General features: G+C 59.3%; 22 protein-coding genes. 19 read left to right on the plus strand and 3 right to left on the minus strand.

The window, feature by feature from the left end; translation table 11 throughout:
- Window positions 1-63 precede the first annotated feature (63 nt).
- On the plus strand, window positions 64-1,278 hold the full coding sequence (metK, locus tag HMPREF2129_RS04170; RefSeq protein ID WP_034663558.1) for a methionine adenosyltransferase: 1,215 nt from the start codon (window positions 64-66) through the stop codon (window positions 1,276-1,278).
- Between the two features lie 12 nt (window positions 1,279-1,290).
- Here metK and HMPREF2129_RS04175 read toward each other — a convergent pair whose 3' ends face one another.
- Genes HMPREF2129_RS04175 through HMPREF2129_RS04185 form a run of 3 tightly spaced genes read right to left on the minus strand, consistent with a single transcriptional unit; the run spans window position 1,291 to window position 3,525 of the window.
- Window positions 1,291-2,196: a hypothetical protein gene (locus HMPREF2129_RS04175; protein ID WP_052092717.1), complete on the minus strand. Its 906-nt coding sequence runs from the start codon at window positions 2,194-2,196 to the stop codon at window positions 1,291-1,293.
- 2 nt (window positions 2,197-2,198) lie between these two features.
- Window positions 2,199-2,603: a hypothetical protein gene (locus HMPREF2129_RS04180; RefSeq protein ID WP_034663561.1), complete on the minus strand. Its 405-nt coding sequence runs from the start codon at window positions 2,601-2,603 to the stop codon at window positions 2,199-2,201.
- A gap of 40 nt (window positions 2,604-2,643) precedes the next feature.
- The gene (locus HMPREF2129_RS04185) at window positions 2,644-3,525 is read right to left on the minus strand and encodes a polysaccharide deacetylase family protein (protein ID WP_084576529.1); all 882 of its coding nucleotides are present in this window, start codon (window positions 3,523-3,525) and stop codon (window positions 2,644-2,646) included.
- 158 nt (window positions 3,526-3,683) lie between these two features.
- Here HMPREF2129_RS04185 and HMPREF2129_RS04190 point away from each other — a divergent pair, with 158 nt between their 5' ends.
- The 18 genes from HMPREF2129_RS04190 to secG all read left to right on the plus strand — a co-directional run bounded on the left by HMPREF2129_RS04190 (window position 3,684) and on the right by secG (window position 22,210).
- Window positions 3,684-5,699 carry a primosomal protein N' gene (locus HMPREF2129_RS04190; RefSeq protein ID WP_034663564.1) on the plus strand — a complete coding sequence of 672 codons (2,016 nt, stop codon included), beginning with the start codon at window positions 3,684-3,686 and terminating at the stop codon, window positions 5,697-5,699.
- 32 nt (window positions 5,700-5,731) lie between these two features.
- The gene (def, locus tag HMPREF2129_RS04195) at window positions 5,732-6,244 is read left to right on the plus strand and encodes a peptide deformylase (RefSeq protein ID WP_034663566.1); all 513 of its coding nucleotides are present in this window, start codon (window positions 5,732-5,734) and stop codon (window positions 6,242-6,244) included.
- A 28-nt stretch (window positions 6,245-6,272) separates the two neighbouring features.
- Entirely contained in the window at window positions 6,273-7,199 is a 927-nt protein-coding gene (gene fmt, locus HMPREF2129_RS04200) for a methionyl-tRNA formyltransferase (protein ID WP_034663568.1), read from the plus strand.
- On the plus strand, window positions 7,196-8,647 hold the full coding sequence (locus tag HMPREF2129_RS04205; RefSeq protein ID WP_034663571.1) for an RsmB/NOP family class I SAM-dependent RNA methyltransferase: 1,452 nt from the start codon (window positions 7,196-7,198) through the stop codon (window positions 8,645-8,647). Before fmt ends, HMPREF2129_RS04205 begins: the two co-directional genes overlap by 4 nt.
- 107 nt (window positions 8,648-8,754) lie before the next feature.
- Window positions 8,755-9,417 (plus strand): ribulose-phosphate 3-epimerase, encoded by a 663-nt coding sequence (rpe, locus tag HMPREF2129_RS04210; protein ID WP_034663573.1) that lies wholly within the window; start codon window positions 8,755-8,757, stop codon window positions 9,415-9,417.
- A 12-nt stretch (window positions 9,418-9,429) separates the two neighbouring features.
- A complete protein-coding gene (gene ribD / locus HMPREF2129_RS04215) occupies window positions 9,430-10,431 on the plus strand; it encodes a bifunctional diaminohydroxyphosphoribosylaminopyrimidine deaminase/5-amino-6-(5-phosphoribosylamino)uracil reductase RibD (protein WP_232218094.1) in 1,002 nt (333 codons plus the stop codon).
- Window positions 10,431-11,033 carry a riboflavin synthase gene (locus HMPREF2129_RS04220; RefSeq protein ID WP_034663578.1) on the plus strand — a complete coding sequence of 201 codons (603 nt, stop codon included), beginning with the start codon at window positions 10,431-10,433 and terminating at the stop codon, window positions 11,031-11,033. Before ribD ends, HMPREF2129_RS04220 begins: the two co-directional genes overlap by 1 nt.
- Window positions 11,030-12,277, plus strand: a complete 1,248-nt coding sequence (locus HMPREF2129_RS04225; RefSeq protein ID WP_034663579.1) for a bifunctional 3,4-dihydroxy-2-butanone-4-phosphate synthase/GTP cyclohydrolase II — start codon at window positions 11,030-11,032, stop codon at window positions 12,275-12,277. Before HMPREF2129_RS04220 ends, HMPREF2129_RS04225 begins: the two co-directional genes overlap by 4 nt.
- Window positions 12,278-12,303: 26 nt before the next feature.
- The gene (ribH, locus tag HMPREF2129_RS04230) at window positions 12,304-12,801 is read left to right on the plus strand and encodes a 6,7-dimethyl-8-ribityllumazine synthase (RefSeq protein WP_034663582.1); all 498 of its coding nucleotides are present in this window, start codon (window positions 12,304-12,306) and stop codon (window positions 12,799-12,801) included.
- Window positions 12,802-12,892: 91 nt separating this feature from the next.
- Window positions 12,893-13,429 carry a PH domain-containing protein gene (locus HMPREF2129_RS04235; protein ID WP_034663585.1) on the plus strand — a complete coding sequence of 179 codons (537 nt, stop codon included), beginning with the start codon at window positions 12,893-12,895 and terminating at the stop codon, window positions 13,427-13,429.
- A gap of 4 nt (window positions 13,430-13,433) precedes the next feature.
- Window positions 13,434-15,515 carry an excinuclease ABC subunit UvrC gene (gene uvrC, locus HMPREF2129_RS04240; protein ID WP_034663586.1) on the plus strand — a complete coding sequence of 694 codons (2,082 nt, stop codon included), beginning with the start codon at window positions 13,434-13,436 and terminating at the stop codon, window positions 15,513-15,515.
- A 55-nt stretch (window positions 15,516-15,570) separates the two neighbouring features.
- On the plus strand, window positions 15,571-16,446 hold the full coding sequence (gene rapZ / locus HMPREF2129_RS04245; protein ID WP_052092722.1) for an RNase adapter RapZ: 876 nt from the start codon (window positions 15,571-15,573) through the stop codon (window positions 16,444-16,446).
- A 67-nt stretch (window positions 16,447-16,513) separates the two neighbouring features.
- Complete coding sequence (locus tag HMPREF2129_RS04250) at window positions 16,514-17,515, plus strand: gluconeogenesis factor YvcK family protein (protein WP_102723279.1); 1,002 nt, start codon at window positions 16,514-16,516, stop codon at window positions 17,513-17,515.
- A 35-nt stretch (window positions 17,516-17,550) separates the two neighbouring features.
- A complete protein-coding gene (gene whiA / locus HMPREF2129_RS04255; protein WP_034663622.1) occupies window positions 17,551-18,522 on the plus strand; it encodes a DNA-binding protein WhiA in 972 nt (323 codons plus the stop codon).
- A 151-nt stretch (window positions 18,523-18,673) separates the two neighbouring features.
- On the plus strand, window positions 18,674-19,684 hold the full coding sequence (gap, locus tag HMPREF2129_RS04260; RefSeq protein ID WP_034663592.1) for a type I glyceraldehyde-3-phosphate dehydrogenase: 1,011 nt from the start codon (window positions 18,674-18,676) through the stop codon (window positions 19,682-19,684).
- 134 nt (window positions 19,685-19,818) lie between these two features.
- The gene (locus tag HMPREF2129_RS04265; RefSeq protein ID WP_034663595.1) at window positions 19,819-21,039 is read left to right on the plus strand and encodes a phosphoglycerate kinase; all 1,221 of its coding nucleotides are present in this window, start codon (window positions 19,819-19,821) and stop codon (window positions 21,037-21,039) included.
- A 28-nt stretch (window positions 21,040-21,067) separates the two neighbouring features.
- Window positions 21,068-21,868 (plus strand): triose-phosphate isomerase, encoded by an 801-nt coding sequence (gene tpiA, locus HMPREF2129_RS04270; RefSeq protein ID WP_034663597.1) that lies wholly within the window; start codon window positions 21,068-21,070, stop codon window positions 21,866-21,868.
- Between the two features lie 105 nt (window positions 21,869-21,973).
- On the plus strand, window positions 21,974-22,210 hold the full coding sequence (secG, locus tag HMPREF2129_RS04275; protein ID WP_034663599.1) for a preprotein translocase subunit SecG: 237 nt from the start codon (window positions 21,974-21,976) through the stop codon (window positions 22,208-22,210).
- Window positions 22,211-22,562 lie beyond the last annotated feature (352 nt).

A 22,562-nucleotide genomic window follows, 5' to 3' on the forward strand; every position in this document is an offset into this window, starting at 1 on the left:
CAGTCGCCGTAATGGCGCGCGTTTCTTTTGACAGCCGTCTCACCTGTAAGGACCTGCAAGCCCATGACCGACCCGTTCTACCGCCTATTCACCAGTGAATCCGTCACTGAAGGCCACCCGGACAAGATCTGCGATGCGATCTCCGACACGATCCTGGATGACATGCTTGCCCAGGACCCGCTGTCCCGCGTAGCAGTGGAAACGATGGTGACTACGGGCCAGGTTCACGTGGTGGGTGAGGTGACCACGCAGGCGTACTCCAACATTGCAAAGCTGGTGCGCGACAAGCTCGTGGAAATCGGGTTCACTTCCTCCGAGGTTGGTTTTGATGGCCGTACTTGTGGCGTCAACATTGCTATCGGCGACCAGTCCGCGGAGATTTCTGACGGTGTGACTGATTCCCTTGAGGTGCGCACCAATGAGTCCACCGGCGAGGAAGATCAGTCCGGTGCTGGTGATCAGGGACTCATGTTCGGCTATGCCACCGATGAGACCCCGGAGTTCATGCCGCTGCCGATTTCCACCGCGCACCGTCTGGCGCGTCGCCTCACACAGGTGCGCAAGGAGGGCATCGTTTCCGGTCTGCGCCCGGATGGCAAGACACAGGTGACTTTTGCTTATGACGGCGACCGGCCCGTCTACCTGGACACCGTGGTCATCTCCTCCCAGCACGATCCGGAATTCACCGGCCAGGAACTCGAGGACGCACTGCGCACCCATATCCTGGAGTGGGTCATTGAGGACGCTGGCCTGGGCCAATACTACAACGCAGACACCACATTGCTGGTCAACCCTTCTGGTTCCTTCGTGCTGGGTGGCCCAATGGGTGATGCTGGTCTGACCGGCCGCAAGATCATTGTGGATACCTACGGCGGTATGGCTCGCCACGGTGGTGGGGCCTTCTCCGGTAAGGACCCCTCAAAGGTGGATCGTTCCGCCGCGTATGCGATGCGCTGGGTGGCTAAGAATATTGTGGCGGCTGGCCTGGCACGTCGCGTTGAGGTGCAGGTTGCGTACGCCATCGGCCGTGCCACGCCGGTCGGCCTGTACGTGGAGACCTTCGGCACTGCCGCTGATGGCCTGACCAACGAGTCGATTCAGCAGGCAGTGGACAAGGTCTTTGATCTGCGTCCGACCGCCATCATCCGCCAGCTGGATCTGCTCCGCCCGATCTACTCCGCAACGTCTGCCTACGGCCACTTCGGCCGCACTGATGTGGCGTTCCCGTGGGAGGAGACCAACAAGGCCGACGACCTGCGTGCGGCGGCGGGGATATAGGGAATAGAGAGGTTACTTGAGGGTGGGCCGGGCATCGTCGGAAAGCGATTCAGCGCTATCTTGCTCGGCCCATTTTTCTTTTTCTGATTCTGACTTGCGGTGATTGCGCAGTGCGATGAAGCCGAGAGCAATGCCGATGACCACCGGCACCCAGATTTTGGAATATTCAGCTAGCAGCTCAACCCATTCAGGAATCTCGGGAAAGGGGATATGTGGAAGCGTGATATCTGGCGTGGGCAACGTCAGATGGGGCAGGTGGGGTACAGGTAAATCCAGGTGTGGCAAGGTGACATCTGGTAGCTCCCAATCCGGGATGAACTGAAGAATCCAATCAAGAAAACGCGACAGAACTGGGGCAAGCAGCAACACGAGGAGGGCCCAGCCGCCTTTGCCAAGACCCTCGACGATGGGGATCGCCGTACGCCGCAATGCGCTGGACTCCATTGCTTGTCTGCGTTTCTCACCCCGTGAACCTTGCGGTGGATCAAACTCAACGACGGATGACCCCTCACGGAAATCAACGTGCAAGATTTCTTTAAAGGGACTGGCCAGAATTTTCACGTGCGGCTTGTCCCGGTCCACACCCAGGGAGATCATCGGCTCGAGTTTGGTTGGTTCTTTTTGGGAAAAGAGGCTGTACCGGCCGGACTCCAATTGATCGTAGCGATGTTGAGGCACGCCATCCACGAGGATTTCTACCCGTGTCTGCGGGTTGATCAGGCGGGCGTGGATCCGTTCTTTCACAGAGCTGTCGCCGGTGAGGCGGTGGCCCGCTTTCTCTTTGCCAGGCCAATCTTCATCGATCCGGGCAAAATCAGGGTCGAAACCCGTTCGAATCTCAATGAGGCCATAGCGGGGATGGTGCAGTGACCATTCCTCTAAACCGGAAGTGCAATCGTAGTGTTCGAGTGAGCCCATTCCTAGCCCCTCGCCTGCGACACGGTGTTGGCATCGGCGTGGTTGAACTTCGTGCCAATCGCCTGCCCGGCAAACATCCCGATGGCAGCGGTAGCAGCGCACCCCAGTGCATAGAGAAACGTTCCGTCATTGAAATAGAGAACTTTGGCCAGCCAGAACCCCACGCCCGCGAAAAACGGTAAGGAAAACGTGGTGCGGTATGTCCACCCGTCAACAAAACCGGCCAGCGCAGCGGTACCAAACAAAAAGATGAGAACCGGGACCAGGGCTTTCTCTGCACCAAAGGCCGGTATCAGGACCCAGGGACCCAGGACGTAGGCCACGAGCATGAGAACAGGGGTTGCGTACTGCCACCCGGAGCGGTCTGTCTCAGTATCGTCGGATTCTGCTTTGCGGGGCACGGTCATGGTGCAAGACTACCAACGGGTGCTCCACTTCGATGAGGCACTAAAAGTCGCTCAAAGAGGTGTAGGTGACACCTACCTGGGGTGCTCCGATAAGCTCGTCCAAGCTCACTGGGCGCAGGCCCTTGGCGCGGAGACCATCAATGACACACTCAGCTGCATTTACGGTACTGAGGTGGATATCGTGCATGAGAATGATAGATCCTGCCTGTGCCTGAGCCACCGCGATAGAGCACGTCTTTGATGCGTCACGGTGCTGCCAATCAACCGTATCCACGTCCCACAAAGCTAGGGCCTGGCCACGTCCGCCCACGATTTCAGTAACGCGCGCATTTGTTGCACCGTAAGGCGGGCGCATCCACGTGGGGTGGGGCGCGCCAGCACTGGTGATCGCATCATTTGCGGCATCGAGCTGCTTGGCCACCCCGGCATTGCTTAAAGCTGTGAGCGGGGGATGGGTGTTGGAGTGATTCCCAATGTCATGGCCCTCTTTGTGCATGCGCCACACGATCCCCGGGTACTCCTTGGCGTTCACTCCGATGAGGAAGAACGTGGCATGCACGTGCTTCGTCTTCAGTATGTCCAAAAGTGTGCTGGTGTTGGGTACGGGGCCGTCGTCGTACGTAATGGCAACGCAGTTCTCGCACCCCTTGGCTTTAAAGTTTTGCTTCTGGCCTGGCGCGCGCGACACCAGCGGAGCAAGGGGTGTCAGAGCAAGCGGGAGCGGAGAAACACCGACACGGAAAGTTGAATCAGGGGCCTGGGGGAGAGGAGCAGATAACGCGGACCCGATGCCAACCAACATCGGGATAGGAGCCGCACTCGTGGTGGCAATCGGGGCAGCATTCGCGGTGACAGAAAGCGCAGTGAACGCGGTGAGCCCCGTGAGCAAAGCTAAGGCGCTCGTAGTGAGCGAACGTTTCATGGTTAAACGCAAACTCCAACAAAGTCGCACCGGGTGCGCTTAAGCAGACGGTGAAGCAGAAACATGAGATGGATAGATGATGGATAGATTATGCCTTCTGCCAGGATGAAAGACGAAACGTCGCGGGGGTGTCGCACCACCCCGCTAGGATCAAGGCCATGTCAAAAACGCTCGCCGCTGATCTACCCGTGGTGCGCGTGCTGCCGCTCCTTGGTTTGCCGCATTTAGACCGGCCGTTTGATTACTTAGTCACCGAAGAGGATTCCGCAGCCGCGCAACCGGGAGTTCGTGTGCGCATTCGTTTTGCGGGCCGGTTGGCAGATGCAGTGGTTCTGGGGCGTGCGGCTACGTCTGAGCACGAGGGCAAGATCCGTTTTATTGAGCGGGTGATTTCCCCGGAGGTTGTCTATCCGGAGCACATCCGAAACCTAGTTGATACCCTGGCCGATAAATATGCCGCGGTGCGCTCCGATATCCTGCGTACCGCAATCCCGCCACGCCACGTGAAAGCGGAGCAAACCGATACGACCTCGGCGTGGGAAGACCATGGCACCGCGAAAGAGCCTGACTTATCCGCGTGGAGTGCATACGAGTACGGGGAATCCTTCGTGGACGCCGTCATCACCGGAACACTCGCCCGCGCCGCGTGGCAGATAGCCCCCGGTGATGATTGGGCGGCGGCCCTTGCGGCCCTAGCTGCCAAAGTGGCTATTGACGGCGCGGGTGTACTGATTGTCCTTCCCGACCAAAAAGACGTGGACCAGATGGCAGCGGCGCTAGCGGAACATGTGGGACCAAAGCAGATCACAACCCTGACGGCCTCCCTTGGCCCACAGGCACGGTACAGCAGGTTTCTGTCAGTTCTGCACGGGCAGGGGCGCCTGGTTATCGGGACGCGCTCAGCCGCTTTCGCGCCCGTGAAAAACCTGAAGCTGGCGGCGGTCATGTTCGACGGGGATGACTCACTAGTAGATCCGCGTGCCCCATATACCCATGCCCGGGAGGTTCTGACAACGCGCTCAGCAGTGGAGAAAGCCTCCCTCATCATTGGCGGCTACGGCCGCACCGCGGAGACACAACTGCTCGTAGAAGCCGGCTGGATGCACTCCCTTGTTGCGCCACGAAATACAGTGCGCACGCGCTCCCCGCACATCCATGCGGCGGGGGATAGCGAATTTGAACTGCAACGTGATCCACGCGCAGGCGCAGCACGGTTGCCCTCAGCTGCTTTTGTGGCGGCACGGAGCGCCCTGGTTGAGAACAAACCAGTTTTGTTTCAAGTCCCACGCGCCGGGTACGTCCAATCTCTAGCCTGTGGGATCTGTCGCGCCCCAGCGCGCTGTCGCGCCTGTAATGGTCCGCTCGGTTTGCCCAGTGGTGGGGAAGCAGCTGCACCAACCTGCCGGTGGTGTGGGCGTATTGATAGTGCTTACTCCTGCCCGTCCTGCGGCTCGCACCGTTTGCGCGCCGTTGTGTTGGGCACTCAGCGCACAGCGGAGGAACTCGGCCGCGCCTTTTCCCCTGCGACTGTGATCTCTTCCTGGGGTGACCGCATCCATGCAGAGATCCCGGACAAAGCTGCCGTGGTCGTGGCCACTCCGGGTGCGGAGCCACGCGTGGAGGACGGCGGTATGTACGGCGCTGCCGTTCTCCTGGATACTTGGGCTTTGCTGGGTCGCCCCGATCTGCGCGCCACGGAAGAGACCATGCACAAGTGGATGGCAGCAGCCACGCTGGTGGCGCCACACTCCAAAGGCGGCGATGTAGTGGTAGTCGCGGACCCATCTCTGCCCGTTGTGCAGCACCTCATCCGCTGGGATGCGCCGGGGCACGCGGCATTGGAGCTCGCTGCCCGCAGGGAGGTCCGCTTCCCACCGGCGGTGCATATGGCAGCTGTGGACGCACCACGCGAAGCGCTCGAGGACTTTCTGGAGCACACCGATTTGCCTGATCAGGTAGATATCCTGGGGCCAGTTGACCTAGCACCCGGGGTGGACCTGCCAGGCGAGTGGGACCGGTCCAAGTTAGGGGAGGCGCAACGCGTGCTGATCCGCACGCCACTTTCGACGCGTAACGCGCTGGGCAAGGCTCTGCGCGCCGGGAATGTGAACCGCGCGACCCGCAAGCAGGATGCGCCACTGCGTATTCAGATCAACCCCATGCACATCGGTTAAACCCCGAGCGGGGGCTAGGTAGACTCGCGCTCATGACTGTTCGCCCTATCCGTATCTTCGGTGACCCGATTCTCAACACTGAAGCACAAAGCATTGAGCTTTTCGACGTTACCCTAGCCACCCTCGCCTCCGACATGCTCGAAACCATGGACGCTGCTGGTGGCGTTGGTCTTGCAGCGAACCAGATCGGGTTGGCTAAGCGCATTTTTGTCTACGACTGTGATGGGTTGCGTGGTGCATTGGTGAATCCGGTGTGGGAACCCGTGGGTGACTATGCACAGATTGGCATGGAAGGATGCTTGTCTATCCCGGATGTGCAGGCGGAAGTGGTCCGCCATGAATCCGTGATTGCGCGGGGTTTTGATGTTGACGGCCGCCCCGTCACCATCAGCGCCAGTGGTCTGCTGTCCCGCTGCATCCAGCATGAGACGGACCACCTGGATGGTGTTTTGTACCTGCGGCGTCTTGACCCGGAGGTTCGAAAGGAAACGATGGAGATCATCCGCGGTATGGACTGGTTTAACGCCGGCGAAGAGCAGCAGTAGTCGCGGGTTAGGGAAAGGATTACAGATAATGCGCCTTGTTTTTGCTGGAACACCTGAGCCGGCGGTTGTTGCGTTGGAAAAGCTCATTGCTTCTGACCATGAGGTTGTCGCCGTACTGACCCGCCCCGATGCGAGGCGGGGCCGCGGGCGTACCCTGCACCCGTCGCCCGTCAAGGCTTTGGCATTGGAGCACGGCATTGAGGTTCTCACCCCGACCACGTTGAAGAGGAACGAGGAGGTGAAGGCCCGACTGCAGGAACTCGCCCCGGATGCCATCTCAGTGGTCGCCTACGGCAGCCTTATTCCAGAGAACTACCTGGGCATCCCCACACACGGATGGGTGAACCTGCACTTCTCGCAGCTGCCACAGTGGCGCGGTGCCGCACCAGTTCAAGCAGGTATTCTGCACGGCGATGAGTACAGTGGCGCCACCACTTTCCGTATCGACGCCGGCCTGGACACCGGTGACATCATTTGTCAGGTGTCTGAGCCGATTCGCTCCACCGATACAGCGGATGATTTGCTTACGCGCCTGGCCTACAGCGGCGCGGATCTTCTCGTGCGCACCATGGATGAACTCGCTGCTGGTACAGCCACACTCACTCCGCAGGAGGGGGAGGCGAGCTATGCCCCGAAGATCACCAAGGACGACGCACGCATCAATTGGACCGCACCCGCTATTGAGATTGACCGTGCGATCCGCGCCTACACCCCAGGCCCAGGCGCGTGGACAATGCTCGACGGCCAACGTGTCAAAGTTGGTCCAGTGGTTGTCGACGACTGTTTGTCACCCACCAGCCCCGGTCATGTGACCGTGTCCAAGAACACCGTGACCGTGGGCACTGGGACGACCCCGGTGGTGTTGCAGATGATCCAGCCCCCAGGGAAAAAGATGATGGTCGCTGCCGATTGGGCGCGTGGCCTACACAGTGCTGAAGGAGTGGTGTTCGAGTGAGCGGCGGATTTAGGTCACGCACCAAGAGCGCACAGAAGCAACCATCAAAGCCGGCAAGAACTTCGACCCGGGAGAAAGCCCCACAGACTGCCTCCCAGGTGAAAGCCATGGGGGACAAGGCGCGCGAAGTTGTCTTCGATGTTCTGCTCCGTGTCGCGGTGGAGGACGCCTACGGCAACTTGGTCCTTCCACAACTGCTACGCGAGCGCAGCATCACTGGTCGCGATGCCGCCTTTGCCACAGAACTCGCTTACGGTGCGATGCGCACACAGGGCGTGCTCGATGCCGTGATCCGTGATTGTTCTTCACGGCCGCTCGCGGATCTTGATCCGGCTGTTCTTACCGCCTTGCGCATTGGTGTTTATCAGTTGCTGTATACCCGAGTGGACGCGCACGCGGCAGTGGACACCTCGGTCCGTCTCGTCGAAGCCGCTGGTCATCCGAAGGCCAAAGGCTTTGTTAACGGAATTCTTCGTACCGTCACCCGGACCGAACCCGCGCAATGGATCAAGAAGCTCAGTCCAGCCGATCCACTGGCTGCAGTGGCTTTCCATACGGCACACCCTGAGTGGATCGCACGTTCTTTTGCCACCGCGCTTGGAGTCAACCCAACTGGTGCTGGCGCCGAGGAACTCGAAAAGGCACTCGTTGCAGATTCCGAGCGCCCCGTGGTCCATCTAGTTGCTCGCCCCGGTGAACTCTCCGCGGAAGAATTAGCTCTCACCACCGGCGGGGAAGAAGGCAAGTACAGCCCCTACGCGGTCTATTTGGAAAGCGGTGATCCTGGTGCCCTTCAGCCCGTGCGCGATCGGATGGCCGCTGTCCAAGACGAGGGCTCCCAGCTCATCGCCCGTGCCGTGACTGAAGTCCCGGTGGAATCCGATGCCGGCCGCTGGCTCGACCTGTGTGCTGGACCCGGTGGTAAAGCAGCTCTCATGGGCGCCATTGCCGCCATTGACGGCGCCCACGTAGATGCCGTTGAGGTCAGTAACACCCGTGCGGACCTCATCCGCAAGACCACGCAGGGCCTGCCCGTGACTGTGCACGTTGGGGATGGCCGCAATCCCGGTTTGGAACCTGGCTATGATCGTGTCCTCGTTGATGCTCCTTGTTCCGGCCTCGGTGCGTTACGCCGTCGCCCGGAAGCGCGCTGGCGAAAAGCCGAAAGCGACATTGCGGAGCTCAACGTGCTGCAGGAAGAGCTACTGGCCTCCGCTATTGAGCTAACTAAACCCGGTGGCATTGTCGTGTATTCGACATGTTCCCCCGATGTTAGGGAAACTCGCGGAATCGTGGACAAGGTCCTTGCTTCCGGCGCTGTGGAGGAACTCAACGCGCACGAGTTCACCTGCGGCATGGAGGGCGTGGGCCCCCACCGAAGCGTTCAGATGTGGCCACACAGCCACGGGACGGACGCGATGTTCTTTGCGGTTCTGCGCAAGCAGTAAAGGATTGTGAAAGACTTAGCACCCCAACCCATCCTGCCCCTGTGTTTCCGCAGGTCACTAAAAACCGGCATGTTAAATCCTTCACTCGCACGAAGTAGAGTGGTGGCATGATCTACATTGCTCCGTCAATTCTGGCCGCTGATTACGTCGCTCTCGGCGCGGATGTGAAGAAGGTTCCTGCCGCTGACCTCATCCACGTGGACATCATGGATGGCCACTTTGTGCCCAACCTTTCGTTCGGTCCGGACGTGACCAAGGCGGTTGACGGGGTGACAGACCAGTTCTTGGACATTCACATGATGATCGAGGAGCCGGAGCGCTGGTTCGAGACGTACATCAAGGCCGGTGGCGATCGTCTTGTGTTCCACATTGAGGCGACGGACAACCATATTGCTGCTGCGAAGCAGCTGCATGACCTTGGCGTTCAGGCAGGTTTTGCTATCAAGCCGGGTACCCCGATCGAGCCTTACCTCGATGATATTGAGCACTTTGAGCAGGTCATGGTCATGAGCGTGGAGCCGGGCTTCGGCGGGCAGAAGTTCATGCCGGAGGTGCTGGGTAAGGTGGCTACCCTGCGTGAACGCATTGAGGAGGCTGGCTTGTCGACGATCATCGGCATCGACGGCGGCATCTCTTCATCCACCATCGAGCTGGCTGCCGAAGCTGGCGTGAATGCATTCGTCGCTGGTTCCGCTGTCTTCGGTACTGAGGATCCGGCTGGGGCAGTGGAAACCTTGCGTGACCTGGCCACTATTGCCGCAAACCGCTAAATGGAGCCCCCTATGTCTGAGGCGGTGCAGTCCGCCATGATTGCTGCGCACAATGCTGGTCAAAAGGTGCGTGGCACGACGAGCCCTAACCCGCCGGTGGGCTGTGCCGTCTTTGATGACAGCGGCATTATTGCCACGGGTGCCACTGAACCACCGGGAGGCCGTCACGCGGAAAGGGTCGCGCTTGATCAAGCCACCACCATCAATCCCGAAAGAATAAAAGGGGCCTCCCTGGTCGTGAGTTTGGAACCGTGTAACCACACTGGCCGCACGGGACCGTGCACTGAAGCGATCGTGGCAGCAGGAATCGCCCACGTGTACTACGTGAAGGATGACCCGAACCCCCAGGCAGCTGGCGGTGCGGACTACCTCCGTGCGCACGGGGTTCAGGTTACCCAGGTGGACTTCCCGGTTGATGGCCTTGAACCGTGGCTGGACTCGGTGCGTTACGGGCGTGTGTCTGTGACGGCAAAGTTTGCAGCCACTCTGGATGGCTTCACTGCGGCTCCGGATGGAACAAGCCAATGGATCACGGGGCCAGAGACTCGCCAGTACGCGCACTTTGACCGGGCGATGCGTGATGCCATCGTGATCGGCACTGGTACCGCGATTGCGGATAATCCGTCCCTCACCGCGCGCGACCGTGACGGCTCGCTTTTAGCTAACCAACCCCGCCGCATTGTGGTGGGCACGCGTGAGGTGCCGGAAGGTAACCTGACCAGGCTGGGTTTCGAGCAGTATTCAACACCGGAAGAAGCCTTTCAGGCAATGTATGAATCAGGAGCACGAGATGTGCTCGTGGAGGGCGGTCCAACTCTTATGCGTAGCGTGTTTGAACTTGACGTCGTGGACCGTATTACAGCCTACGTCGCTCCGATGCTCTTTGGCAGCGGACGCGGACTGCTGGATGGGCCGCTCGTAAACACCATCGGCGAGGCGAAGCGCTACGAGCTGTACGACGCTTTCTCCCTCGGCGAAGATGCCGTCATCGAACTATGTAGGAAGGACAACTGATGTTCACGGGTTTGGTTGAAGAAATCGGCCGGGTGGACAAGCTGGAGCAACTCACCGACGCGGTCCGGCTGACAATCCATGGGCCAACAGTCACAAGCGATGCAGCACCGGGGGATTCCATCGCGGTGGACGGAGTCTGCCTGACCGTCGTGGACAAGCTCACAGAGGGGTTTACCGCTGACGTCATGCAAGAAACTTTGAACCGCTCTCGCTTGGGTAGCTACAAGGTGGGGTCCCGCGTCAACCTTGAGCGAGCTCTGACGGCCGGGGAAAGGCTGGGTGGTCACATTGTTCAGGGCCATGTGGACGGGGTCGGTGAACTGATCAGCCGTGCGTCATCTGAGCACTGGGAGGTGCTGCGGTTCTCCCTTCCCGCGGACTTGGTCCGCTATGTGGTGGAGAAAGGCTCGATCGCCATCAATGGCACATCGCTCACTGTTTCAGCTGTTGGGGAGGATTTCCTGGAGGTTTCCCTCATCCCCACAACCTTGGCGGAGACGACCTTTGGGGACATGGTGGTGGGGGAGCCGGTGAACCTCGAGGTGGACGTGGTGGCCAAGTATGTTGAGAAAATGGTTGGGGGTTACCATCTACAGCCATGATGGACTCGCTGCGCCTTGATTCTGTGGAAAATGCTGTGGCGGCCATCGCCCGAGGTGGTGCGGTGGTCGTGGTGGATGATGAGGACCGCGAGAACGAAGGTGACCTCATCTTTTCTGCACAGCACGCCACGCCGGAAATGGTGGCGTTCATGGTCCGCTATTCCTCCGGCTATATTTGCGTAGCCATGGAGGATGAGGCGGCAACCCGCCTGGATCTTCCGCCGATGGTCTCACGTAATGAGGACGCGCGTGGCACCGCCTATGCTGTCACTGTTGATGCGGCCACGGGGACCACGGGCATTTCCGCTACTTCGCGCGCGGAGACGATTCGACGGTTGGCTGACCTCGAGAGCGCGCCGACCGATTTCACTCGTCCCGGTCATATTGTGCCGCTGCGTGCGCGAACCGGTGGAGTGCTCGTGCGCGACGGGCACACAGAAGCGTCCGTTGATCTCGCCCGGATGGCTGGTTGTACACCGGTGGGTGTGTTGTGTGAGCTTGTGTCCGAGAAGGACCCGACGGACATGGCGCGTGGGCCTGAACTGCGCGAGTTTGCGGATGAGCACGGTTTGCCGATGATCTCAATCGAACAGCTCATCGCGTACCGCCGCCGGACGGACCGTATCATTGAGCGCGCCGTCACCACCACGTTGCCCACAGAATTTGGTGTGTTCACAGCGTACGGTTATCGCTCGATTATCGACGCCACTGAGCACATCGCCCTCGTCTGCGGCGACGTCGCGGACGGGCAAGATGTACTCGTCCGCGTCCACTCTGAGTGCTTGACCGGTGATGTGTTTGCCTCGCAGCGCTGTGATTGTGGGCCGCAGCTGCACGAGTCCATGCGCAAGATCCAAGAAGCTGGCTGTGGCGTGATTATTTATGTCCGTGGGCATGAAGGTCGTGGCATTGGGCTCTTGCACAAACTGCATGCGTACCGGCTGCAGGAAGAGGGCCTAGATACCGTGGACGCAAACTTGGAGCAGGGATTGCCGGTGGATGCGCGCGAGTACTCCGTTGCCGGCCAGATCCTGGCGGACCTGGGTATTGCGTCGGCCGAGATCTTGTCCAACAACCCGGACAAGGTCGAGGCTTTGAGCGGATACGGCCCGATTATCTCCGGCCGCACTCGTATTGAGATCGCACCGAACAACTGCAACATCCATTACCTGCGCACCAAGCGTGACCGCATGGGGCATGATCTGCCACTCGTGGCTGAGTGGGAAAACGTGCAGGGGCACTAGGAACAAAAGCGAAGGGAAGGCTCAATATGGCAACTAGTGGAACACCAGTGCCGCGCCACATTTCAGCTGAGGGTTTGACCGTTGCTGTGGTGGTGACGGAGTGGAATGCGGAGATCGTCGATAAGCTGCGTGAGCGTGCACTGGCAGCAGCGCGTGAAGCGGGCGCAAAGGCAGAGCTTTTTAGCGTGGCCGGTGCGCTGGAACTACCCGTTGTTGCGCAGGCGTGTGCACGGCGTTTCGATGCCGTGGTCGCGCTCGGCTGTGTTATTCGCGGTGAGACCGCCCACTTTGAGTACGTCTGTGATTCCGTGACCGAGGGCTTGACGCGTGTGGCGCTTGATGAGCAAGTTCCGGTGGGCAATGGTGTGCTCACCGTGGAGAACGTGCAGCAGGCCCTTGCGCGCACGGGCGGGGCAGGAGCCAAGGAGGACAAGGGCGCGGAAGCAATGGATGCCGCACTGTCTGCCGCATTGACCCTCGCGCGCGTGCGGGCTTTTGCCCCGCGCACCCACGACCACTGGTGATGGATATTTTCGCCCGCGTGACAGCGTGGGTAGGATGACGTGAGAAACCCCAGCGAACAAAACCGCCGAACAACAACCACGGAAGAGTGCAGTGACTGACACAAACAGCGCACCGGGACGAAGCATCAGTGACCGGGACCTGGCTTATTACAACGCGTTGGATCCGCATGCGGTGACATCGACGAAGCCGTGGGAGCTGGAAATTACCTCGCCGGCACTGAAGCGTGTTGCCCTGCTGTTGGTCGTACTGATCATGGCCGTGCACATCTTCATGGGCATCGTGGTGGACGTGGAGTTTACGGGTGCGGCGGTGAGCACCATCGATAAGTTTGCCTTCCCCGGTATTGGCTTGATTCTGTCTGCTGCAACATGGATTGGGCTGTCCCGCCCGCGGGTGCGTGTGAATGAGGATGGGGTAGAGGTGCGCAATATCATTGGCACCCGTTTCTACCCGTGGCTGGTTGTCTACGGTCTGGCGTTTCCGCAGGGCTCCCGCATGGCGCGGTTGGAACTGCCCGAGTTCGAGTATGTTCCGCTGTGGGCCATTCAGTCCGCGGACAAGGAGCGGGCAGTTGCTGCGGTGAAGGACTTCCGCGCGTTGGAAGCCCGCTATATGCCAGAGGACTAGCCACATGGCTAATCCAGCAACCTACCGTCCCGCCCCAGGCAGCATCCCAACGGAGCCTGGGGTGTACAAGTTCCGCGATGCCTCCGGGCGCGTGGTGTACGTGGGCAAGGCAAAAAACCTGCGTGCCCGCCTGAACAACTATTTCCAGCCGCCAGAGCAGCTCCACCCCCGTACCCGCCAGATGGTGTTCACGGCCGCGAAGGTGGAGTGGACGGTTGTGGCCAGCGAAGTGGAAGCGCTCCAGTTGGAGTATACCTGGATCAAACGTTTCGACCCGTGGTTCAACGTCATGTACCGCGATGACAAGACGTATCCCATGCTCGCAGTCAGCGTGAAAGAGGACTACCCGCGCGCGTTCTTCTACCGCGGTCCGCGGCGCAAGGGCGTGCGCTACTTCGGCCCCTTTTCCCATGCGTGGGCTGTGCGCGAAACGCTAGATCTGCTTACTCGCGTTTTTCCTATCCGGACGTGTTCCAATGGTGTGTTCAAGCGACACGAGCAGTTGGGACGGCCGTGTTTGTTGGGGTACATCGATAAATGTTCCGCGCCGTGCGTGTCCCGTGTGAGCGAGGAAGAATATACAGACATCGTGGACGGGTTCATGGGCTTCATGTCCGGCCATACAGATACGCTGGTCAAAGCGTTAACCAGCCAGATGCTGGAAGCCAGTGAAAACCTAGAGTTCGAAAAAGCAGCGCGGCTTCGTGACGACCTCGGGGCCGTCAACAAAGTCATGGAACGCCAAACCGTCGTGCTGAGCATGGACACGGACGCAGACATCATCGCTTTTGATACTGATGAGCTGGAAGCCGCCGTTCAGATTTTCACGGTCCGCGAGGGCCGTATCCGTTCACAGCGTGGTTGGGTCGTGGAGAAAACCGGGGATGAGCCCGGCAGTACGGAGCGTCTCGAGGAGGGGCGGGCTGATCCTGCCTTGCCGGTGTTGATGCAGAATTTCCTCGTGCAGTACTACTCCGATGCGGTGGAGCGTGTTGAGCAGGAACGTATCGAAGATGAGCGGTTGGCTGCAAAGAAAGTGCGTCGCCGCGGTGTGGACCAGGAATCCCATGCAGCACAACGCGCCCCGATGCCGGTGCCGCGCGAAATTCTCGTGGAAGTCATGCCCGAGGAACCGTCAGAGACCGAGGAGCTCCTCGAAAAACTCCGGGGTGGGCCGGTGGATATTCGGGTGCCGCAGCGTGGCGATAAAAAATCGCTCATGGAAACTGTCCAGCGCAATGCCAAGGAGTCTCTGCGCCAGCACAAGCTGAAGCGTGTGGGTGATCTCACCGCGCGTTCACAGGCGCTGCAGGATATTCAGGATGCGTTGGGTCTCGATGAGGCGCCGCTGCGCATCGAGTGCACGGACATCTCCCACATTCAGGGCACCGATGTGGTGGCTTCCCTCGTGGTGTTTGAGGACGGCCTGCCCAAGAAGTCGGATTACCGCCGCTACCGCATCAAGGAAGCAGCGGGGGATGGCCGCAGTGATGATGTGGGCTCTATCGCCGAAGTCACGCGCCGCCGCTTCAAGCGTCACGCGCAGGACAAGCTGGCCAATCCGGAAGACCCAGAGCTAGATAACACCGCTTTCGCTGATGAGGAACCAGATGACGCGGTGGAAACAGCAAGCAACAAACGCTTTGCCTACCCGCCACAGCTATTCATCGTTGATGGCGGTAAACCACAGGTCAACGCAGCCCAAGCAGTTTTCGACGAACTCGGGGTCGTCGATGTCGCCCTCATCGGCCTAGCCAAGCGCCTTGAAGAAGTATGGGTGCCTTACGACGATGAACCGGTTATCCTGCCCCGCAACTCAGAAGGCATGTACCTGTTGCAACAAATCCGTGATGAAGCACACCGTTTTGCCATCACCTACCACCGCCAGCAACGCTCCAAACGCATGCGTGCCTCTGCACTCGATGGCATCCCGGGCCTTGGGCCAGCGCGGCGCAGCGATCTGGTCAAGCACTTCGGTAGCGTGAAAAAGCTGAAAGCTGCCAGCGTCGAGGACATCACCGAGGTCCCGGGGATGGGCCCCAAGCTTGCGCAGAAGGTGTATGACCATTTGCATGTGGGGGACTGAGGGGAATCGTCGATAAGCAGCTACATGCTCTGCGCATTTCGATACGATGGGGCGTATGACTTCATCTTCCGCGTCGCGCCCTGTGATCATCACCGGCATGTCCGGTGGCGGGCTGTCCTCCGCAGCGAACGTCTTTGAAGACAAAGGCTACTTCGTCTCTGAGAACCTCCCACCGCAGCTCGGCCTTGAACTCATGGACATGGCCATGGCCGAGGAGTCCCCAGTGGACAAGCTCGCCGTGGTGACAGATGTGCGCGCACGCATCTTCCGCGGGTCTCTCATGGACTTCATTGAGCAAGCACGTGAACGTGGCTACAACCCCTTCATTCTTTTTCTAGAGGCGCGCGACGAGGTGTTGATCAAACGCTTCGATAGCGTTCGACGCACCCATCCGCTGCAGGGCGACAACCCGTTGCACGTGGGCATTGCCCGTGAACGCGCTGAGTTAGCGTGGGTGCGGGAAACAGCGGACGTGATCATTGATTCCTCAAACCTGTCCATCCACGATCTGCGTCGCGCGATTGAGGCTTCCGCTGGGGACCTCGGCTCCTCGAAGCAGCACGTGACCGTGGAGTCTTTCGGTTTCAAGCACGGTTCCCCACGCGATGCCGACCTGATTTTCGACGTGCGCTTCCTGCCTAACCCATACTGGATTGAGGAGCTGCGTGACTTCCGCGGTGTGGACAAGCCCGTCAGTGATTACGTGCTGTCGCGGCCGGGTGCGGACGAATTTATCGACGGGGTTGTGGACCTGCTCAGCTCAATGATGTCTGGTTACAAACACGAAGGCAAAGACTTCGTCACTGTGGGCATTGGCTGCACTGGTGGGCACCATCGCTCCGTGGCAGTCTCCGAGGAAATTGGCCGGCGACTTAGCTCCCGAGGGGAAGTAGACGTTGCCGTGATGCACAGGGACTTAAAGCGGCACTAATCACCGAGCTCATTGCACCACCGGTGATGTAGTCAGCCCCCTTTCAGCGAGAGAAAGACCTCCCATTATGAACGCCTCTCATATCAATGTGGCTAGCCTCGGCGGTGGACATGGACTCCACCAAACCCTTCTGGCTGCGAAGCAGATCGCAGCTACGAACAATGGCGTTGTTGATCCCGGTAATTATCATGTGAACGCCATTGTTACCGTCGCTGACGATGGCGGATCGTCCGGCCGATTGCGCCGTGAGCTAGACATCGTGCCGCCCGGGGATCTCCGTATGGCACTGGCGGCACTTACCCCATCGAGCGAATTCGGCGAGGAATGGAAGCACATCATCCAGCACCGTTTTGGTGGAAATGGTGCAATGGCCGGACACGCGGTGGGCAACCTCATCATCGCTGGAATGGCGGAGGCTTATGGAGACTTGCAGCGCGCGCTAGACACCGTGGGACAATGGACCCAAACCGTTGGTCGGGTGTTGCCAGTTGCCTTGGAACCGCTCGATATTGAGGCAGATGTGGCGGGGCTTGATGATGACCCGCGGGTGGTTCGTTCGGTCCGCGGTCAGGTTGCAGTGGCCACCACGCCTGGTTCAGTCCGTCGAGTGCGTATCCTCCCCGCGAACCCGCCAGCTAATCCAGCTGCGGTGCAGGCGATCCTCAATGCTGATGTGGTGACCATTGGGCCGGGTTCCTGGTTTTCTTCCGTAATCCCACACCTTCTGATACCGGAGATTGTGCAGGCGCTGACCGATACGCAGGCTACCGTCATTGTCATTCTCAACCTCTCACCAGAAGCGGGGGAGACTCCGGGATTCACTACGGAACGGCATATCCATGTATTCAACCAGCACGCGCCGGAGTTGAAGGTGGACTACTTCTTGGCTGATTCGGGGATCACATTGTCCGAAGGGGAGCGGCGCTATCTTCAGCGGGCGGCGGCCAGTGCTGGAGCGGAAGTGACGTTTGCAGATCTCGCCGAGGTTGATGCTTCATCACAGCGCACGAGCAGGCATGATCCAGAAAAACTGGCAGCTGCCATCACATCACTTGTGCGTGGAAACTAAACTGATGTGAGCAAACGGAAAGGATGAATGCGAACGTGGCATTGACGTCGAAAGTCAAAGACGAGCTCCTGGGTGTAGCCCCTACTGGAACGGACACCCGGATCGCTGAGGCGACAGCGATGCTGCGTGTAGCTAGCGAGTTTGAACAAGGCTTGCGGGGGCTAGAAATCCGTGCCGAATTCGTTGAGCGTGCTGTGGCTGAACACCTCGCCTCAACAATTCGGGATGTATGCGATATTGACGTTGAGGTGAAAAGCATCAATGCTGGCACCCAGTCCCGGGAAGCCTGCTATGAAGTGAAAATTACAGACGGTGCTAAAGACGTGATTCGGCGTTTCCGGCTGGTCACGGCGTCCGGGCACCCAGTGGTTGGCCTGCCACGCAACATTATTTCCGGAACGATCGGTGAAGTGGAAGCCGCCTGGCGTGGTGCTTTCCTCGCGCGCGGATCTCTGACTGAACCCGGTCGTACCGCCGCACTCGAAGTTGTTTGCCCACGCCAAGAGACTGCACTGGCGCTCGTTGGTCTGGCGCGACGTTTATCAGTCGCGGCTAAGACGAAGGAAACCCGTGGCACAGAGCGCGTCTTTGTACGTGACGGTGATGGCATTGGGATCCTTCTGTCCCGCATGGGCGCACCGCGCGCGCGATTGGAATGGGATGAAAAGCGCATCAAACGCGAAGAGCGGGCCAGCGCGAATCACCATGCGAATTTCGACGATGCCAACCAGCGCCGCTCCGCCCAAGCAGCGGCGGCGGCTGCAGCCCGCGTTGACCGTGCAATGACCATTCTTGGGGATGACGTACCAGAACACCTGGCTGACGCAGGCTTCCTGCGCGTCAAACACCGTCACGCCTCTTTGGAAGAGCTGGGTCGCCTGGCTGACCCTCAGATGACCAAGGATGCCGTTGCGGGGCGCATCCGCCGCTTGTTGTCCTTGGCTGACAAACGGGCGAAAGAGCTGGGTATTCCGGATACGCACGCAGCGGTGATTGAAGAAGACTAAGACGAGCCCTTAACCGCGTTCTTGGTAAATGCCTGTGACCCTGCGACCACGGGTTCAATTCTCTACACTGGGAACAAGAGGCCGCGGGTTGACTTAGCAATCGGTTCACGGTCTGGACAGCACAACCAGATAGTTTCAAGGAGTCTTTTCAGTGACCACTCGCATTGGCATTAATGGCTTTGGCCGAATTGGCCGTTCCGCATTCCGCATCATCTTGGACAAGTTCGACGGTGACCTTGAGGTTGTGAAGATCAATGACCTCACCGACAACCAGACGCTGGCTCACCTGATCAAGTACGACACCGCCTATGGGCGTCTTGGACGCGAAGTTTCGTTCGATGACACCTCGCTCACCGTCGATGGCAAGCGCATCGAGGTCACCGCGGAGAAGGACCCGGCAAACCTCGCATGGGGCGAAGCTGACGTGGACATTGTTCTTGAGTGCACCGGCATTTTCAACGACGGTGAGAAGGCTAAGGCACACATCGATGCTGGCGCCAAGAAGGTCATCGTTTCCGCGCCGGCAAAGAATGTGGACGGCACCTACGTGTGGGGCGTGAATCACCACGACTACACCAACGACCAGAACATCATTTCGGCTGCGTCCTGCACAACAAACTCCCTGGCACCTGTGGCTAAGGTCCTCAACGATGCGTTTGGTATTGAGAATGGTCTGATGACCACGATCCACGCCTACACCGGTGACCAGCGCATCCAGGATGCACCGCACAGGGACCTGCGTCGTGCTCGCGCTGCTGCACAGAACATTGTGCCCACCACCACTGGTGCGGCTCGCGCCGTGGCACTTGTTTTGCCTGAGTTGGAAGGCAAGCTTGACGGTTTTGCTATGCGCGTACCCACCATCACTGGTTCCGCTACGGATCTCACGGTGAACGTGTCTAAGGAAGTCACCGTTGAGGAAGTCAATGAGGCAGTGAAGAAGGCCGTCCAAGATCCGGAGTTTGGACAGGCACTCGAGTACACCGAAGATCCGATCGTCTCGTCCGACATTATTGCTAATGAGCATGGTGCGATCTTTGACTCTGGTATGACCCGTGTGATCGATGGCAAGCTGGTGAAGATCATCTCCTGGTATGACAACGAGTATTCCTACACGTCCCAGTACATCCGCCTGACCAAGCACGTCGCGGATAATCTCTAAACCGACCATCTCTGCGCCCCGCGCGTGCCTGAGTGACAGCCCGGGGGAGTGCCACCACACATTCCTCCGGGTTTTCGCTTATGCGCCCTCCACGTTTCCCCACCACCCCATAACTTTTGAAGGAGACATCCACCATGGCTGTACGTTCTATTGATGAGCTGCTGAAGGAAGGCGTTGACGGCCGTCACGTCCTTGTCCGCTCGGACTTCAACGTTCCGCTCGATGATGACGGCAACATCACCGACGCTGGTCGTATTGACGCATCGTTGCCGACGATCAAGGCGCTTATCGACGGTGGCGCGAAGGTCATACTCACCGCCCACCTCGGCCGCCCTAAGGGTGAGGTGAACCCGAAGTACTCCCTGAAGCCGGTTGCGGAGGCGCTGTCGGAGAAGCTTGGCCAGTACGTTGCTCTTGCTACCGATGTCACTGGTGAGGACGCACACGAGCGTGCAAACGGCCTGTCCGAGGGTGACGTGCTGCTGGTGGAGAATGTTCGGTTCGACGCCCGTGAGACCTCCAAAGACGATGCCGAGCGTGGCGCCTTCGCCGACGAGCTGGCAGCGCTTGCTGCTGACAACGGAGCTTTCGTGTCCGACGGCTTTGGGGTGGTGCACCGCGCCCAGGCTTCTGTTTACGACGTGGCTAAGCGCCTTCCGGCATACGCGGGCTACCTCGTTCAGGCAGAGGTGGAAAAGCTGGCCACGATCAAGGACAACCCGACTGCGCCGTACATCGTTGTGCTCGGTGGCTCCAAGGTGTCTGACAAGCTCGGCGTGATTGAAGCACTGGCTGAGAAGGCTGACAAGGTCATCATCGGTGGTGGCATGTGCTACACCTTCCTCACCGCCCAGGGTCACAACACCCAGGCCTCCCTGCTGCAAGAGGAGATGGTGGACACCTGCAAGGAGTTGCTGGCTAAGTACGGCGACAAGCTTGTATTGCCGGTGGACCTCGTTGCGGCATCTGAGTTTGACAATGATGCGGACCGAAAGGTCGTGGACCTTGACGGCATCCCGGAAGGTTGGCTGTCTCTTGACATCGGACCAGAGTCCGCGAAGAAGTACGCGGAAATCATCGCTGATTCCAAGACGGTGTTCTGGAATGGCCCGATGGGCGTGTTCGAGAAACCGAACTTCGCTGATGGCACCCGCGCTGTCGCACAGGCAATGATCGACGCAACCACGAACAACGGTTCCTTCACAGTGGTTGGTGGCGGCGACTCCGCCGCATCCGTCCGTACACTTGGGCTGGATGAGAGCGGTTTCTCCCACATCTCCACCGGTGGTGGGGCTTCCCTCGAGCTAGTTGAGGGCAAGGAACTGCCAGGTGTCGCGGTACTGGAAGCCAACTAACCCCGCTTACCTGTAGAAAGGATTTCTCATGGCACGTAAGCCGCTCATCGCCGGTAACTGGAAAATGAACCATGACCACCTTGAGGCGATTTCCCAGGCACAGCGTCTAGCTTTTGCTTTGCCGAAGGACTACTTCGAAGACGTGGACGTAGCGCTGACGGTCCCGTTCACGGATCTGCGCTCGCTGCAGACCCTGGTGCAAGGGGACAAGCTGCAGATCACCTATGGCGCTCAGGATGTATCCCAGCATGACGCTGGCGCATACACCGGTGAAGTTTCAGCGCAGATGCTGGCTAAACTCGATTGCACTTGGGTTGTGGTGGGCCACTCTGAGCGCCGCGAATACCACAATGAGTCCAATGAGCTTGTTGCTGCTAAGGCCAAGGCCGCGTTGGGGCAGGGGATCACTCCGATCGTCTGTGTCGGCGAGCAACTCGATGTGCGCGAGGCAGGCAACCACGTTGAGTTCGTTGTAGAGCAAACCCGTGCTTCACTCGCTGGGATGGATGCTGCAGCACTGGAGAACGTCGTCATTGCGTATGAGCCGGTCTGGGCCATCGGCACCGGTAAGAGCGCATCAGCGGCTGACGCCCAGGAGATGTGCGCCGCAATCCGTTCGCTTATCTACGAGTTGGCGGACCCCGACGTTGCTGCCAGCATCCGCATCCTCTACGGCGGTTCCGTGAAGACGGAGACTGTCGCGGAGATCATCGGGCAGGCAGATGTTGACGGCGGCCTCGTAGGTGGAGCCTCACTCGATGGCGCGGACTTTGCCAAGCTAGTCGCAGCAGCCGGTGACGCTGTACGCCAGCAACCCCCCACCCAATAGGAATAGGTACGCCACACACCGGGGCCAGCGATGCTGGAACTAAACCGGTGCTGGTGTACCATATGACGAGTTAACCCGCACCCACATTTGGAGGCAGACACACCCATGACACTGACACTGCAGATCATCCTGGTTCTCGCATCGATCCTGATGAGTGTCTTCGTCCTCCTACACCGTGGCAAGGGCGGTGGCCTGTCCAGCCTCTTCGGTGGCGGTGTCCAGGCGAACCTGTCCGGTTCCACCGTGGTGGAGAAGAACCTGAACCGCTACACCGTCATCGTGGCGGTTATCTGGATCCTCTGCATCATCGGCCTGAACCTCATCCAGGCGTACGGCCTCTAGCTCGTACAAGCAGTAAAGCCGGGACAGTCTACGTCCCGGCTTTTGCTCGTTCTAGAAGGTTAATCAGCAGCAAGTGTGCCCGGAAACCGTGATGTGAATTAGCTGATCTGGGGAAGAATGCGGACATGCCCGGTGTGGAGGTCCTGCCGTTTCAGCCGTCAGAATGTCCGGACCCCGGTCACCTCGCCTCGGTAATCCGTTTTTGGTCGCGGGGGCCTTGTGTGGTGATGGGCTGGTTGGACGATCCGGTTTGACTATCGCCCTGAACTGCGAACGGTGACCTGGGGGTTCGCCCGTGGCGATCACTATTGTCAAACCGAACCACACAGCCTGTTTTAGGGCATGCCGAAAG

It is taken from the genome of Corynebacterium tuscaniense DNF00037, from assembly GCF_000759055.1.
Taxonomy (GTDB): Bacteria; Actinomycetota; Actinomycetes; order Mycobacteriales; family Mycobacteriaceae; genus Corynebacterium; species Corynebacterium tuscaniense.